We start from the raw sequence: 14,916 nt of genomic DNA, 5'->3' as shown, positions 1-14,916 counted from the left end.
TATTAATATTATGTCACAAAATTATGTTTGTTTACGTTATAGAAGTGAGAACCCGTTTTTAGTTTAATGAAGGGAGATGTGAGATGCAAGCAAGTAATCTTGATTATACTTTTGCTACAGGTGGAGAGTATGAACTACGGTGTGCTATAGATTTATATGGACAATCTCTTTTAAGATATTGTCACAATATACTTTGTGACTACTTTGAAGCTCAAGATGTTGTGCAAATAACATTTATCAAAGCCTACAATAAAAGAAGAAGCTTTAAAAGTGGAACATCCCTATCTGCATGGCTATATCGTATTGCATATACTACTTGTATTGATTCACTGAGAAAGAAAAAACTACTATTTTTTATGTCACAAACCAATACGGAGTCAATGCATTTTGTGCATCAAACAAATGTGGACTCAAAATTTATAAGTGATGATTTAAAAGCAGCACTTTTAACTCTATCTCCAGCAGAGCGTGCCTTGGTGTTTAGTCGAGTTATTGATGAAAAGAGCTATGCAGATTTAGAAACTATCTATCATGTTTCTGCTACTACATTACGCAAACGTTATGAACGGGCAAAGATAAAGTTGTCTAATGCATTGAAAGAAGTTGATTCTTATTATAAAGAATTGGAGGAAACCAAATGAATTGTGATTCTGAGGAAATAATTATAAAAAAGGCACTCAACACTATTCAGACACCTAAATATGACATTGGTTTGGAAGTGGAAAAGAAAATTAAAAGTCACAAGTACCCTATGAGTTTTAAAAAATCCATCTCTGTTGCATTGGCAGTTTGCTTGTGTTTTATGCTTTCTGTCGGCGTAATGGCAGCGAATATTCCAAGTTTTAGAAATCTTTTATCTATCGTTACTCCAGATATAGCATTAATGCTTCAACCTGTGGAAATTAGCAGTGAAGACAACAGAATTAAAATGGAAGTAGTAGCAGCTATGAATGATGATGAAATGGTAGTTATTTATGTGACAATGCAGGACTTACTAGGTAATAGAATTGATGAAACACTTGATATTTATAACTACTCATTAACTGGAGCTCGGACGTTTAATTGTCAAATTGTCAACTACGATGAAAAAACGAAAACCGCAACCTTACGTATGGAAGCTAACGGAGGAGAAAAACTGAACGGAAAAAAAGTAAGTTTTCGCATTACCTCCTTTCTTAGTGATAAGCTAATATTTGATGGAGTTGAAACAGGAGTTAACCTTTCAAAGGTAGCAACAATCAATGATTCACAAACAATCCCTCTTGATATGAACAATATTCCAGGTGGAGGCGGTGATCTATATAAAGAGCTTAAATCCCAGGGGACAATAAAAGTTTTAAAGACAGATCAGTTGAAACTTACTCTCCCTAAAATAAATTTTGTACATATTTCTAATATTGGTTATATTGATGACCGCCTTCATATCCAAACTAAATGGATGGGAGATGGTGTTGATGACCATGGCTATTTTTATTTTGTTGATAATTCAGGAAATAGGATAGATATTTACCCGTCTAGTATTACCTTTGGAGTCGATGAATCAGGTAATACAAATTATGGACATGATTATCAGGAATACATCTTTGATCTAGACAATATAAATCTTAAGGACTTAAAGCTTATGGGCCATTTTGTATCTAATGGTAATTATACAGAAGGAGACTGGAAAACTACATTTAAAATTCAGTCTGTTGGCGAAGAAAAGAAAACAGACTGCAATACCAAATTTGACACATGGGTCACAAATAGTATATCAGTGTCAACAATGGGAATAACTTTGGTAGGTAGTGGTGAAACTAAAAATTTAGAAGAAATAAGTATTAGCGCTAATATGACTGATGGCAGTGTTCAAACATTTAATTCAGTTAGAAGTTACAGTGAAGATGGGAAAGTTAAACTTAAATATGTATCTCCATTACCATTGGATGTTTCCAATGTCAAATCAGTTAATGTTAATGGAATAATTATTGATAAATTCAATTAAAAGTGGAATAAGCATTTTGACGAGATATGGCAGTATAGTAGGAACAGGGACAAGATATTTGTCCCTGTTCCTACTATAAAAATAATATGATAAACTGTAAGAAAATAGGTGCTTCAATTTACCTAAATTTTGAAGGGATGGGTTTATAATGCGTGTTTTTCTAGCTATAGAATTTCCAGATGATATAAAAGAATATTTGGATCAGGTTCAACAGGTAGTTAAGCAAAAAAGTGTAAAGGGTAATTTTACTAATAAGAAAAACTTTCATTTAACCCTTAGATTCATTGGGGAAACCACAATTAATGAGTTAGATAAATTGAAGGAAGCTATTAATAAAATATCATTGCACCAGAGTTATTTTCAGTTAAGTTTTAGCAAACTAGGTCAGTTTACTAAAGGTAATAAGCTGGTAATTTGGGTTGGGCTCGAACATAATGAAATCTTGAATCAACTATATATTCTTTTAGAAAGAGCACTTGAGGAGGGAGGATATCCTAGGGAAGAAAGTAGCTTTGTTCCTCATATAACTTTAGGCAGACAAGTAGTGCTTTCTAGGGAATTAGATAAAATTAATGAAAAAATTCATATTGATGAGATGGCAATACCGGTAAAGAAGATTTCTATAATGGAAAGTACTAGAGTAAATGGCGAATTAACATATATTCCACTTTATTCAAAAAGCTTGAATTTTCAAACTATACTCAAAGAAGAAATAACTAAAAAATTGAAGAGAGGGTAGTAAATTGCTGTATTATAAAGGTTGATTTTTTTCGAAAATGTAATAGTGGAGTATAATAGATTCAAACCCATATTAATAATAAGAGGCTGTGTTTATCTATGAAGTTCAATTATTTTATGCCAACAGAAATTTATTTTGGAAAGGGAGCCATTGAAAATAATAAAGATGCCATGATAAAGCTTGGTAGTAAAGCATTGATTGTTACTGGGAAAAGTTCATCTAAAGAAAATGGTTCTTTAGAGCAAGTAATTAGTGCTTTAGAAACCTTAAATATTGAATACGCTATTTTTGACGATGTAAAACAAAATCCTTGTCTTGAAACTATAGAAATAGCCTATAAGTAAAGATTGACTCTTAAAAAACGAGGTGAAAATTATTATAGGATATAAATATGATAAAGAAACAATAGAAAAGAAACGTGCTTATATTTTTAATGAATTAATTAAAGTATCAGTAAATATAAAAAGTGGAATCATTAAAGAAGTATCAGCTTCTGATTTAAAGATACTATTTGAACTTTATGACAGTATATTTTTAAACAATTGGTTTAAGGATACATTTAAAGGTTCTCTAAAATTTTCACTTTCTAAGCTCATGACTAAAAGTGCAGGACTTACTCTTTGTCCTAAAAATATAAATGTATTAAATCCAGAAAATATTGTTATAGAATTCCGTATTGGAGTGAATTTCTTTCTTCACTATGATCTTGTAGATAGAACCAAGATAGTATGTGGTATAGAAACTAACAACGCCCTTGAAGCACTACAATTAGTTTTAGAACATGAAATTTGTCACGCTATAGAATATTTATATTTTTATAAATCTAGTTGTAGAGGGGATAGGTTTGAGACAATTGCAAACAATCTCTTTGGCCATACTAGTAGTTATCACCAGCTTCCAACGGATAAGGAATTAGCTATGGAAAAATTTAATTTAAACATTGGTGATAAAATATCATTTATTTTTAAAGGTAATAAATTAAATGGTATTATCTATAGAATAAATAAACGGGCAACCATTATGGTACAGGATAAAAATGGACAATATGTTGATAAACAAGGAAATAGATATTTAAAGTATTATGTAGATTTAAATAGAATAGTAAAGTAGGTTAAAGTTCTAAATATCAGAGATCAATTTATTGAAAGAAATATTAGAACTATTTTTATTGTTTCTTTATATTAATATAAAAACCAGAAAGGAGTAGAAATAATATCCTTCTGGCTTAGAGTTAATAAAGTGTTAAGCTATAATTTCTTCCTTCTCATCCGAATCATCTGTATCTGTAGGTAGTATTATATTTAGTATAATTCCAACAATAGCAGCAAGAGCCATTCCTACAAGTTTAATTTCAGTATATCCAATTTTTATTGGGATCACAGCTCCTCCTAAACCGAAAACTAGGATAACAGCAATGATAATCATATTTCTAGATCTTGAAAAGTCTACTTTATTATCTACAAGTGTTCTAGCTCCTATAGAAGCTATCATTCCAAACAAAATGATTACTGCTCCACCAATTACCGGCTTAGGTATAGTGCTTGTAAAAGCATTTAATTTAGGAGTTAAACCTATTAATATTGTCATAACCGCAGCTATTCTCATAACCTTTGGGTCCCATACTTTTGTAAGTGCTAAAACTCCTGTATTTTGAGAGTAAGTTGTGTTAGCAGGTCCTCCAAAACATGCTGATACTGATGTAGCTAAGCCATCTCCAATAAGAGTTCTTGTTAGCCCAGGGTTTCTGGCAAAATCTTTTTTTACTACTCCACTCATTGCCAATACATCGCCTATATGTTCTACAACTGTAGTAAGAGCTATTGGAGCCACAATCATTGTTGAAGCAAAACTAAACTTAGGTAATGCAAAGTTTGGAACTCCAATCCAAGGAGCTTGTGTTATAGGAGAAAAATCTATTCTTCCTAAAATAACTGCCAGCAAATAACCTGCTGTAAGTCCAATAATAACGGGTACAATTTTTAGAAATCCTTTGCTAAACATTGCTATTCCAATAATAACAGCTAATGTTACCATTGATAATAGCCAATCTTGAGATGCCATTGCAATAGCATTAGGTGCGAGAGTCATACTGATTACTATTATAATAGGGCCGTTAACGATTGGTGGAAAATATTTTAATATTTTTTCAGATCCATAAATAGATATAAGCCATGCGAAAATCATATATATAATTCCAGCTACAACAATTCCGCCACGGGCATAATCAAGACCATATAAGTCACCAGCTAAGATAACTGGCGCAATGAATGAAAAGGACGAACCTAAATATGCAGGTACTTTACCTTGGGTAATAAAATGAAAGATTAGTGTTCCTATACCTGACATAACGAGCGCCACACCTATGTCAAGACCAGTTAATATTGGAACCAATACAGTTGAAGCGAATAGTGTGAATACATGTTGGATACCAAGAGTGATGCCCTTGAGTGGTCCAAGAGTACTTATGTCTTCTATTGGAGCATCATTTAGTTTTCTTACTTTACTCATAACTTTTCCCCCTTTTTTATTTAATTCTCCTTCAGTTACACAATCCCCAGTTGCTAAAAAGTTTTTAACCCAATACGTCTTGAAAATAATTAAACAAAGAATTTAAGGAACCTAATTGAGCTATCAATTTTCCTACAATATCACCTCCAATTTGTGAAAAAACCTCACTTAAGGTTTGCTTTAACAGTAAAATTAAGTGAGGTCTTTATAGTATGAATTTATAAGTAGTAAATATGTAAGATTATGAATACTTATAAAAAGTTTGATATATATGATAATTTTTACATAAATACTTTTAATACATGACATTGTATGGAAAAACTGGACTATTAACTCAATAATACATAATTTTATTGTTTGTTTCATCGGTATAATATAACAAAATTATTATTTTTTTTCGCATAAAGTTTGTCTATAATTTATAAACACATTTGTTATCTATATATTAGAATAGTTGTCCTATAGAATAAAAAACCTATAGCAGAATTAGGACAAGAAAAAAGTAAGAAAACCAAGGGGGGGAGGTTAATGCCTTTGAGGAGATAGTATCTATGCCTATTGCTTTATGACCAACTATATACATATATCAAAGATGTACTGATAAGAAAGGAATATATCTGATTCCTATAAAAATAATCTTAATATAGTTGGATAATATATTATAATTATTGAAGCTATAGCTGAAATCCAAAATATTATTCGAGTTTTTCTATTGGAATTTTTCTTTTCTATTATTGTATAAGACAGATACAGCATTATCGCTGTAAGTATAACAAATATAGGTTTATATTTTGTTAAGTTTGAAAAATAAGCTATACCAAATGTCCCTAAACCTAGGGATGCTAATATTAAGCCTCCACCTCAACAAAATGCGGCAAATATAGCTGGTATAATCGAGAATATACTAAGTAGTTTTTCTTTCATAAATCAAACCTCCTAATCTTATAAAATTAATCCCCAAAATCTATATATATCGTAATATTAATATATAAAGATATAATACCATTATTTCAAATAAAATAAAAGGCTATATAATACTTGCTAACAATACAAAGTAAAAAAACTCATTAATTTGAATCTTCTTATATATTATAAAAACTTAAAGAAGATTTAAGGTTTTTATGGGTATAATCTTAATGTTTAACATTTATACTAATCTTTAAGCTAATTTTAAATAATTGAGCAGCAATAATTGATTAGTATTTTAATGCAATATACGGAGGGGTTAGTGTGAATAGGATTAATTTTTTGATAGAGTATTTTAAATCACCAAGGACTATAGGGGCTGTAGCACCTAGCTCTAAAAAACTTGCTGAAAAAATGGTCGGTTCTATAGATTTTAAAAGTGCACAATGTATTATAGAATATGGGCCTGGAACTGGGGTATTTACAGATAAACTTATTAAGGCCAAGAAAAGAGACACAATATTAATATTAGCGGAATATAATAAAGAGTTTTGCAAACAGTTGGGAGAAAAATATGGTGATTATGATAATATTGTAATAGTAAATGATTCTGCTGAAAATATATATAAGTACTTAGAAGAATATAAGATTGAAAAGGTAGACTATATAGTTTCAGGGTTACCATTTACAAGTCTACCCCTAAATGTATCTAATAAAATATTAGATAATACCCGAAATATATTAAGGGAAGATGGCGTGTTTATAACATTTCAATATACTTTACTTAAAAAGGAATATATATCAAGTTATTTTAAAGACATAAGCTATGAAAGGGTCATTTTAAATGTACCACCAGCTTATGTTTTAAAGTGTCAAAATATGTGATGTATGAAGTAGATTAAAAAGGAGGGAAGAGCAGTTGTTGCTGTTGTTTGTGCAGGGGAGAAGTCAATGCTTGATATAGGATTAACTGTTGAACATTTAGAGACCAAGGGTGTTCCTGTTGTTGGATTTAAAACAGAAGAGCTTGCGGCTGCACTTAAGGCAAAATGGGAATAAATCAACATCATTTCTTCTTGCAAAAGTCAAAGAAATTACAGGTGGAGATAGCTTAGAGTCTAATATCCAGCTTGTGTATAATAACGCTATGCTTGTAGCTCAACTTGCTGTGGAGCTTTCAAAGCTTAATAAATAATACAAAAATAAAGCCAGGTAAATTTGCCTGACTTATTTTTTCTAGTCTTTAGTGTTTATATAATTGGCAATTCAACAGTAAAAGTTGAACCCTCGTGCAATTTGCTTTCTACGCTAATACTACCACCACATAAATCCAAAATGCGTTTTACAAGAGATAGTCCTAACCCATTGCCATCGTAAGAATGAGCTTTATCGCCTTGATAAAACTTTTCAAAAATTCGTATCAGAGTTTTCTCATCCATACCTATACCAGTATCACTGATTTTTATTTTTACAGCAGAGCTTATCTGATAAAGCCTTATGCTAATACTACTATTTGGATTTGAAAACTTAATGGCATTACTTAAAAGATTAATCCAAACTTGTTGGAGCAATTCTTCATCTCCTTGATACTTAACTTCATCAAGTTCAATATCAAAGTCAATATTTTTTTTGCTCCACTCATGCTCAAGTAGTAAAATACTTTTTCTTATTTGCTCATCTAAGGAGAATGCAGCTTTTATATCTATCAATTCTTGATTTTCAAGCTTTGATAGTTTTAAAATATTAGAAGAAAGTTTAGATAGTCTTGCTGTTTCTTCAACAATTATGTTTGTGTATTCCTGTTTTTCATCATCTGACAGATTACCGTTTTGCAAAAGTTTTGCAAAACCTTGAATAGAGGCAATTGGTGTTTTAAACTCATGGGATACACTATTGATGAAATCTTTACGGAGGTATTCTATACTTTTCAGCTCTCTTGTCATTTTATTAAAGTTCTTTGTAAGTTGTCCAATTTCGTCATCACTTGTACTTGCAAGTTGTATGTCAAAATTACCTTTTGCAACTTCTTTAGTAGCCGATGTTAGTTTTAATATGGGTTTAACAGCTCTTTGTCCTAATAGAGCAATTAGAAAAGCTCCAATAATGACATAAGAAAATAGAGTAATACTTACACGAGAAGAAACAATTTTAAAAATATTATTATTTGGATGAAGACTAATTTTAACATAAGAATCATCTAACATTAGCATTGTGGTTGCCACAGGAAATGCTTCACGAGATAAAAAAACGATTTCATGATCTTGAATTTTCTTAAGTTCTTTCGTTGTTATATCCAATGAATTAATATCTTCAACTATTCTAACATCGTACATAAAATTAGAGGTAATATTAACTATATCATCTATGCTTAAATCAGTTTTATTACCTAATTCTAATATAGAAATTGCAATTGCTTCCTCGTCTAGTTTTAATTCATTTCTAATACTACTATTATTAAAAAAAATAGATACAAAGAATGAAAAAATGGAAGAAATAAACATCAGAGAAACTAAAAATAGGGCAAGTTTTACTCTAATCTTTTTCATATCAATCTTTCCGCCTTATATCCAAGCCCACGAACAGTAACAATATCAAATTCTGGAAAGTCGGCAAGTTTTTCTCTTAAGCGCTTGATATGAACATCTACTGTACGTTCGTCAGCTTCTGCATCCATGCCCCATATCTCATTCATTAGCTGTTGTCTTGTAAATATTTTTTTTGGATAACTGAGTAGTTTAAACAAGAGATAAAACTCTTTTTTAGGCAGTTGTATAGAATCTGTACCTCTGTTTATAGTTAAGGCATCATAATCAAGAACAACCTCTCCAACTGTCAGACGATTCTCATTTATGATACGGGAACGCCTAAGTAGTGCTGCTACTCGTAAAATCATTTCATCAATATCAATAGGTTTTACCATATAATCATCTGTTCCTAAAATAAATCCTTTCTTTTTATCTTCAAAACTTTCCTTTGCAGTTACCATCAAAATTGGTAAGTTATAGTTTGATTGTCTTAGTTGATCGGTTAACTCATATCCGTCCATATTTGGCATCATAATATCGCTTATAATTAAGTCTACATGGGATGTATCAAGTATATCTAAAGCTTGCATACCGTCTGCAGCATTCAAAACATTATAGCCATTTTGCTTTAATACGGCGGTCATCAACTTACTAAGGTTTTTATCATCTTCAACTACTAGAATATTAACCATATAGCTCACCTCTACCCAATATTATACTACTAAACACTTCTCAATGCATCTATTGGACTTAATTCACTAGCCTTTTTAGCAGGTGCCCATCCAAAGATAATCCCAACTGCGGCAGAAAAACCGACACCAAGTGTTATAGCACCACTAGATGGAATAAAGGTAAATCCTATTGCAATAGATACTATCCATGAAATACCTACACCTAATAAAAGCCCGATAAAACCACCAAGAAGTGATAGAAAAATGGATTCAATTAAAAACTGTAGCTGAATACGTTTTGGTTCTGCACCAAGGGCTTTACGCAGTCCAATTTCAGTTGTACGCTCTGTTACTGATACTAACATCATATTCATAATACCAATGCCACCGACCAACAGAGCAATGGATGCAATACCTGCCATCATGGTAGTCATCATGCCAGTCATGGTGTTCATTGTGTCGAGTAAGTCTTCCATATTAATAATGTTGTAGCTGTTTTCCTTGTAATTAAAAGCCTGGTTTAATATTAATTCTGCAGATTCTATTACTGTATCTGTTCTATTCGAATCGGAAATAAGTAGCTCTAGGGAGGAAATATTACTAATACCGGCCATTCCCATTGCTGTTTTATAAGGGATAATAGCTTTACCTTCAGAGCCTTTACCTATTCTGTTGGCTGCCATAGAATTTATATCTGTAGCAACATTGCTATCAAATACACCTACGACAGTGTAAGTAATCCCATCTATTTGCATAGTTTGTCCTATAGAATTTTCTCCAAAAAACAGAATTTCTTCCAGAGATTGATTGATTATAGCCACCTTGTTTTTACTTTCCATATCTAAAATATTGAGTGCTCTCCCACGTAGAATTAAATCAGGATTATGCTGAAAATAGACTTCGTTTTTTCCTTCAATTGCCACATTTTCTTCTACAGAAGCATTTCTAACTATATAGCTTTGCATAGAAAGTGTGGGGGATACACCTGAAACATTTTCGATTTCTGAGAGTTTCTTCATATCATTATCACTTAGACCTTGTTTTAAGGGAGTACCGAATGCCTGTACAGTAATTTTCCCAGCACCTAAACTGGAAAATTGACTAGTAACCTCACCTGTAACACCTTGTACAATACTAATCAAAGCTATAATAGATGTTACACCTATGACAATACCGAGGGTTGTTAGAAATGAACGCATTTTATTATGGGTAATATTTTGCCATGACATTTTTATACTTTCTCTAATCATTTTATCCCACCTCCTCGTATAAGTTTCCGTCAAGAATATTTACAATTCTGCTTGCGTGTTTTGCAATATTAATATCATGAGTAATCATAATAATAGTTCGACCTTCTTCATGTAGTTCACGAAATAGCTCCATTACCTGATGTCCTGTTTTTTGGTCGAGTGCACCTGTTGGTTCATCTGCAAGAAGAATGGTTGGGTCAGTAGATAATGCTCTTGCAATCGCCACACGTTGTTGCTGTCCACCAGATAATTGGTTTGGATAATGGTACATTTTTTCTTCAAGCCCAACACGTTCAAGCATCTTTTGAGCTTTTTTTCTACGTTCTAATGGTTTGACTCCTGAATATATTAAAGAAAGTTCTACATTTTGAATTGCGGTAAGTCTTGGTAGCAGTTGAAAAGACTGAAATATAAATCCAATCTCTTTACTACGAATATGGGCAAGTTCAACTTCATCAAGTTCTGCAATTCTACGATTAGAAAGAATGTATTCTCCACTTGTAGGAGTATCTAAACAACCAATTATATTCATCATAGTAGATTTACCTGAACCAGATGGGCCTAAAATAGAAATAAATTCACCTTTATCAACCTTAAGATTAATACCCTTTAGAATAATCTGTTCTTCATCGCCCAATTGGTAGGTTTTAACAATGTTATTCATAGAAAGAATTTCTTTGTTCATAATTTAGTACCTCCTACTGCTCTCTCATAACATCTAAGGGAGTTGCTATTTTATTAATCTTTTCTTTTGGCAGAAGTACAACTTCACCTGATTTTACTCCATCTTCTATTTGAACGATATTGCCATCATTTATTCCTACTGTAACTGTTTTAGCGACAACTTTATCGCTGTTATCCCTATAATATACAAAAGGCTGATTTTTATTATCGAATTGCAGTGCTTTCATAGAGATAGTAGTGACATTCGGAGCACTTTGACTGATCATTGTTACTTCAGTAGACATACCAACTAATAAATCGGGGTCCTTCTCTAAGTCTATAGAAGCTGTAAAGTATGATACGCCGTTTACTGTTATTGCTTCCTTAGATACCTTGGCAATCTTACCCGTAATCTCCTTATTAAGAGCATTTACCAGCACGGTTACTTCTTTATCTTGTGCCATAGAAGTGATGTCATATTCATCAACCTTTACAGTAATTTTCAAATTGGAGTAATCTGTAAGAGTAGTCATCTTTGTTCCTGTCATTAGGGTAGCACCTTCTTCAATTAAAGTCTCGCCAACTTCTCCATCTATCTTAGCTCTGATTTTTTGACCTTGGGTGGTTTCAAACAATATATCATCTTTTTTTACAGTATCGCCTTCTTCAACATAAATTGTTTTTATCTGCATCATAGTATCTGCTATAACAATTTGATTATCCTTTGCTTCAATATTACCATTAAAATTATAGTATGTTGTGACGTCTTGGCTTCTTGCAGTCTCTTCATCATAGCTTTCTGCTCTTGGGCTTAGTGCAAATGTTGTAATTAAGGTGATTATAAGCATACAAACTACACTAATAATAATAGTTTTCTTTTTACTTGATTTCTTTGATCTCAATTTGTATCCCTCCAATATTTGATGTATTCGATAGCTAACAATTCTAAGACTCTATCTTCGGTAAGATAGAGTCTTAGAATTGTATAGTTCGTGGAACCACACGACTTCATGTTCGAATAAAATTAAAACTCCATATAAACTTGAGTATTTGGTTATCTTTATAGTAATGTGCTAATATGAATTCACTATGAATTTTTTTATGGTATATTTTCCTATATTGTGAAGAGTATGAGTTAAAAGGAAAAAATAATATTTGGTAGTCAGAATAGTGCACTTCACTGTGCTACCTTTTTATGAGAAATGAAAGAGGAAGTTCTGATATTATTCTAATATTTAAATATAAGAATAATATATATAGAAAATATAAGTTTAATAACTAAAATTAATGAGAATAAATGATATATAGGAACATGAGGAGGAGTAATTATGGATATAACTACGAATAACGTATTATTTGCTTTTGGACTAACACTATTTGCAGGATTATCTACAGGTATTGGTAGTGCATTGGCATTTTATACAAAACAGACAAATAAAAAGTTTTTATCTGCAGCCTTGGGTTTCTCTGCAGGTGTAATGATTTATGTTTCAATGATTGAAATATTTGTAAAGGCAAGAGACTCTTTGGAAGCTGTTTATGGATCAACAAAAGGATATTGGTTTACAACAATTGCTTTTTTTGCGGGCATGGCACTAATTGCAATAATTGATAAGTTTGTACCAAGTGCTGAAAACCCACATGAAGCACGGGATGTAAAGGATATGAAATTAGAAAATACAAATGATCCTGAATTACTAAGAATGGGATTATTTTCTGCTTTAGCCATAGCGATTCATAATTTCCCTGAAGGATTAGCAACATTTACTGGAGCAATGCAAGATCCAACACTAGGAATTAGTATAGCAGTTGCTATTGCAATTCACAATATTCCGGAAGGTATTGCAGTTTCCGTACCAATTTATTTTGCCACTGGAAATCGAAGAAAAGCATTTTTATATTCTTTTCTTTCAGGTCTATCTGAACCTGTAGGTGCAATATTGGGATATTTTCTTTTAATGAGATTTTTCAGTGATGCAATGTTTGGAGTAATATTTGCTTCTGTTGCAGGGATCATGGTTTATATTTCTTTAGATGAGTTACTTCCAACAGCTGAGAAATATGGAGAACATCATATTGCTATTTATGGACTTATCTCCGGAATGATTGTTATGGCTCTAAGCTTGTTAATGTTTGCTTAAGGAATTTAATATTAAAACTGAGAATATAACCTTCAAAAAAGTTTTAAATAGAGAAATCTACTTGACAAATTATATTAATCTGTATATTATATTATTACGATATACAAATATAACTTCGTTATCATAGAAAAAATAATTTAGTGTTGACGAAGTAAAAACTTAATAGTATCATCATATATAATGATACCCTATAGGGGTATAAAAGGAGGAAGAATTATGGTAATGAATATAAACGAGACAAATTTTAATGAAGTAATAAACAGTGATATACCTGTAGTAGTAGACTTTTGGGCACCATGGTGCGGACCTTGTAAAATGCTTGGCCCAGTTATAGAAGAGGTAGCAAATGAGTTAGAAGGAAAAATGAAAGTTACTAAGTTAAATGTTGATGAAAATCAATCAATAGCAATAGAATATAATGTTGCTAGTATACCAACAGTTTTAGTATTTAAAAATGGTAAAATTATAGATAAATTTATTGGTTTTATGCCTAAAAATGCTATTATGGCACAGTTAGAAAAACATGTTTAAATAGTATAGAAATATTTAATCTAATTAAGTGTTACTCCTAAGAGGTGAGGATTGAATGAGTGAAAGATATGATATAGCTATCGTCGGAAGTGGACCAGCAGGAATTACAGCGGCAATCAATGCAAGGATTAGAAACAAAAATATAATAGTTTTTGGGTATGAGAATTTAAGTAATAAACTATATCTAGCACCGAAGATAGATAATTATGTAGGATTTTATGGAATTAGCGGTAAGGAGTTGACTAAGAAATTTAAAGAGCACTTAGATGAAATGAATATAGATATTACCTATGAAAGAGTAGATAATATCTATGACATGGGAGACTATTATGCTCTAATGATTAGTGATAAAACCTATGAAGCTACATCTTTAATCTTAGCCACAGGGGTTCAGTTTGGAAAGCCTTTTAAAGGAGAAAGTGAATTCCTAGGGCGAGGAGTAGGGTATTGTGCTACCTGTGATGCACCTTTATATAAAAATAAAGTGGTTACTATTATAGGATATAATAATGAATCTATAGAAGAAGCAAACTATGTTAGTGAGTTGGCTTCAAAAGTTTATTTTATACCTATGTTTAAAGGTGAATATGGTTTAAATAATAATATAGAAATAATTAATGACAAGCCTGTTGAAATAATAGGTGATAGTATGGTGAAAAAGATAATTCTTAGAAATTCAGAGTTAGAAAGCGATGGAGTGTTTATTTTAAGAGATAGTATATCACCTGATCAACTAGTACCTGGACTTCTTGTAGAGGATGGACATATTAAAGTAAATAGAGATATGGAAACTAATCTCAAAGGGTGCTATGCGGCAGGTGACTCTACTGGCAAACCTTATCAGTATTTGAAAGCAATGGGTGAAGGTCAGGTAGCAGCTTTAAACGCTGTTTCTTATATAGATAAAAAATGCTAACATTTTAACTGTTAGCATTTTTTCTTTATACAATGAAGCTTTGCCACCGCTTATTTTAAGTCGGTGGCAAAGCTGTTTTATT

17 protein-coding genes are annotated in these 14,916 nt (G+C 31.6%); 11 read left to right on the top strand and 6 right to left on the bottom strand.

Features of this window, described 5'->3' with window-relative positions; genetic code table 11:
* Nucleotides 1-83 precede the first annotated feature (83 nt).
* The 5 genes from HYG84_RS00970 (at nucleotide 84) to HYG84_RS00950 (ending at nucleotide 3,833) form a co-directional block, all read left to right on the top strand.
* A complete protein-coding gene (locus tag HYG84_RS00970) occupies nucleotides 84-641 on the top strand; it encodes an RNA polymerase sigma factor (protein ID WP_212379892.1) in 558 nt (185 codons plus the stop codon).
* Complete coding sequence (locus tag HYG84_RS00965; protein WP_212379890.1) at nucleotides 638-1,984, top strand: DUF4179 domain-containing protein; 1,347 nt, start codon at nucleotides 638-640, stop codon at nucleotides 1,982-1,984. Before HYG84_RS00970 ends, HYG84_RS00965 begins: the two co-directional genes overlap by 4 nt.
* Nucleotides 1,985-2,132: 148 nt before the next feature.
* Nucleotides 2,133-2,723, top strand: coding sequence for an RNA 2',3'-cyclic phosphodiesterase (thpR, locus tag HYG84_RS00960; RefSeq protein ID WP_212379888.1), 591 nt, complete (start codon nucleotides 2,133-2,135; stop codon nucleotides 2,721-2,723).
* Between the two features lie 98 nt (nucleotides 2,724-2,821).
* The gene (locus tag HYG84_RS00955; protein WP_212379886.1) at nucleotides 2,822-3,067 is read left to right on the top strand and encodes an iron-containing alcohol dehydrogenase; all 246 of its coding nucleotides are present in this window, start codon (nucleotides 2,822-2,824) and stop codon (nucleotides 3,065-3,067) included.
* A 22-nt stretch (nucleotides 3,068-3,089) separates the two neighbouring features.
* Nucleotides 3,090-3,833 carry a hypothetical protein gene (locus HYG84_RS00950; protein ID WP_212379884.1) on the top strand — a complete coding sequence of 248 codons (744 nt, stop codon included), beginning with the start codon at nucleotides 3,090-3,092 and terminating at the stop codon, nucleotides 3,831-3,833.
* Between the two features lie 132 nt (nucleotides 3,834-3,965).
* Here the strand turns inward: HYG84_RS00950 and HYG84_RS00945 are convergent, their stop codons facing one another.
* Entirely contained in the window at nucleotides 3,966-5,231 is a 1,266-nt protein-coding gene (locus HYG84_RS00945; RefSeq protein WP_212379882.1) for a uracil-xanthine permease family protein, read from the bottom strand.
* A gap of 1,230 nt (nucleotides 5,232-6,461) precedes the next feature.
* Between HYG84_RS00945 and HYG84_RS00940 the strand changes: the two genes are divergently transcribed.
* From HYG84_RS00940 to HYG84_RS20710, 3 genes are all read left to right on the top strand, one after another.
* Complete coding sequence (locus HYG84_RS00940; RefSeq protein WP_212379880.1) at nucleotides 6,462-7,022, top strand: class I SAM-dependent methyltransferase; 561 nt, start codon at nucleotides 6,462-6,464, stop codon at nucleotides 7,020-7,022.
* A 66-nt stretch (nucleotides 7,023-7,088) separates the two neighbouring features.
* On the top strand, nucleotides 7,089-7,196 hold the full coding sequence (locus HYG84_RS20590; protein ID WP_334301084.1) for a pseudouridine-5'-phosphate glycosidase: 108 nt from the start codon (nucleotides 7,089-7,091) through the stop codon (nucleotides 7,194-7,196).
* Nucleotides 7,165-7,332, top strand: a complete 168-nt coding sequence (locus tag HYG84_RS20710) for a pseudouridine-5'-phosphate glycosidase (protein WP_334301083.1) — start codon at nucleotides 7,165-7,167, stop codon at nucleotides 7,330-7,332. The genes HYG84_RS20590 and HYG84_RS20710 overlap by 32 nt, the downstream gene beginning before the upstream one ends.
* A 55-nt stretch (nucleotides 7,333-7,387) precedes the next feature.
* On the opposite strand, the gene HYG84_RS00930 is transcribed toward HYG84_RS20710, so the two are convergent.
* From HYG84_RS00930 to HYG84_RS00910, 5 genes are read right to left on the bottom strand one after another with little or no spacing between them, the layout of a single operon-like run.
* Nucleotides 7,388-8,683: a sensor histidine kinase gene (locus HYG84_RS00930; protein ID WP_212379878.1), complete on the bottom strand. Its 1,296-nt coding sequence runs from the start codon at nucleotides 8,681-8,683 to the stop codon at nucleotides 7,388-7,390.
* Nucleotides 8,680-9,354 carry a response regulator transcription factor gene (locus tag HYG84_RS00925; protein WP_212379876.1) on the bottom strand — a complete coding sequence of 225 codons (675 nt, stop codon included), beginning with the start codon at nucleotides 9,352-9,354 and terminating at the stop codon, nucleotides 8,680-8,682. The genes HYG84_RS00930 and HYG84_RS00925 overlap by 4 nt, the downstream gene beginning before the upstream one ends.
* A 29-nt stretch (nucleotides 9,355-9,383) precedes the next feature.
* Nucleotides 9,384-10,583, bottom strand: a complete 1,200-nt coding sequence (locus HYG84_RS00920; RefSeq protein ID WP_212379874.1) for an ABC transporter permease — start codon at nucleotides 10,581-10,583, stop codon at nucleotides 9,384-9,386.
* A gap of 1 nt (nucleotide 10,584) precedes the next feature.
* Entirely contained in the window at nucleotides 10,585-11,268 is a 684-nt protein-coding gene (locus HYG84_RS00915) for an ABC transporter ATP-binding protein (RefSeq protein ID WP_305829056.1), read from the bottom strand.
* A 13-nt stretch (nucleotides 11,269-11,281) separates the two neighbouring features.
* Nucleotides 11,282-12,148, bottom strand: a complete 867-nt coding sequence (locus tag HYG84_RS00910) for an efflux RND transporter periplasmic adaptor subunit (protein WP_212379873.1) — start codon at nucleotides 12,146-12,148, stop codon at nucleotides 11,282-11,284.
* 426 nt (nucleotides 12,149-12,574) lie between these two features.
* On the opposite strand from HYG84_RS00910, the gene zupT reads away from it, so the two are divergent.
* The 3 genes from zupT to HYG84_RS00895 all read left to right on the top strand — a co-directional run bounded on the left by zupT (nucleotide 12,575) and on the right by HYG84_RS00895 (nucleotide 14,834).
* The gene (gene zupT, locus HYG84_RS00905; RefSeq protein ID WP_212379870.1) at nucleotides 12,575-13,387 is read left to right on the top strand and encodes a zinc transporter ZupT; all 813 of its coding nucleotides are present in this window, start codon (nucleotides 12,575-12,577) and stop codon (nucleotides 13,385-13,387) included.
* A 216-nt stretch (nucleotides 13,388-13,603) separates the two neighbouring features.
* Complete coding sequence (gene trxA, locus HYG84_RS00900; RefSeq protein WP_212379868.1) at nucleotides 13,604-13,918, top strand: thioredoxin; 315 nt, start codon at nucleotides 13,604-13,606, stop codon at nucleotides 13,916-13,918.
* A gap of 55 nt (nucleotides 13,919-13,973) precedes the next feature.
* The gene (locus HYG84_RS00895; RefSeq protein WP_212379866.1) at nucleotides 13,974-14,834 is read left to right on the top strand and encodes an NAD(P)/FAD-dependent oxidoreductase; all 861 of its coding nucleotides are present in this window, start codon (nucleotides 13,974-13,976) and stop codon (nucleotides 14,832-14,834) included.
* Nucleotides 14,835-14,916 lie beyond the last annotated feature (82 nt).

This window comes from Alkaliphilus sp. B6464 (assembly GCF_018141165.1).
GTDB lineage: Bacteria > Bacillota > Clostridia > Peptostreptococcales > Natronincolaceae > Alkaliphilus_B.
Note: the sequence above shows the minus strand (reverse complement) of the source record. Positions and strands in the feature narration are given on the sequence as shown.

Bases quoted from the DNA above. Each gene is read 5' to 3' on its own strand.
- HYG84_RS00970 (WP_212379892.1), top strand. From the start codon at position 84: ATGCAAGCAAGTAATCTTGATTATACTTTTGCTACAGGTGGAGAGTAT.
- HYG84_RS00915 (WP_305829056.1), bottom strand. From the start codon at position 11,268: ATGAACAAAGAAATTCTTTCTATGAATAACATTGTTAAAACCTACCAA.
- trxA (WP_212379868.1), top strand. From the start codon at position 13,604: ATGGTAATGAATATAAACGAGACAAATTTTAATGAAGTAATAAACAGT.
- thpR (WP_212379888.1), top strand. From the start codon at position 2,133: ATGCGTGTTTTTCTAGCTATAGAATTTCCAGATGATATAAAAGAATAT.
- HYG84_RS00965 (WP_212379890.1), top strand. From the start codon at position 638: ATGAATTGTGATTCTGAGGAAATAATTATAAAAAAGGCACTCAACACT.
- zupT (WP_212379870.1), top strand. From the start codon at position 12,575: ATGGATATAACTACGAATAACGTATTATTTGCTTTTGGACTAACACTA.
- HYG84_RS00895 (WP_212379866.1), top strand. From the start codon at position 13,974: ATGAGTGAAAGATATGATATAGCTATCGTCGGAAGTGGACCAGCAGGA.
- HYG84_RS00930 (WP_212379878.1), bottom strand. From the start codon at position 8,683: ATGAAAAAGATTAGAGTAAAACTTGCCCTATTTTTAGTTTCTCTGATG.
- HYG84_RS00945 (WP_212379882.1), bottom strand. From the start codon at position 5,231: ATGAGTAAAGTAAGAAAACTAAATGATGCTCCAATAGAAGACATAAGT.
- HYG84_RS00920 (WP_212379874.1), bottom strand. From the start codon at position 10,583: ATGATTAGAGAAAGTATAAAAATGTCATGGCAAAATATTACCCATAAT.
- HYG84_RS20590 (WP_334301084.1), top strand. From the start codon at position 7,089: ATGCTTGATATAGGATTAACTGTTGAACATTTAGAGACCAAGGGTGTT.
- HYG84_RS00955 (WP_212379886.1), top strand. From the start codon at position 2,822: ATGAAGTTCAATTATTTTATGCCAACAGAAATTTATTTTGGAAAGGGA.
- HYG84_RS00925 (WP_212379876.1), bottom strand. From the start codon at position 9,354: ATGGTTAATATTCTAGTAGTTGAAGATGATAAAAACCTTAGTAAGTTG.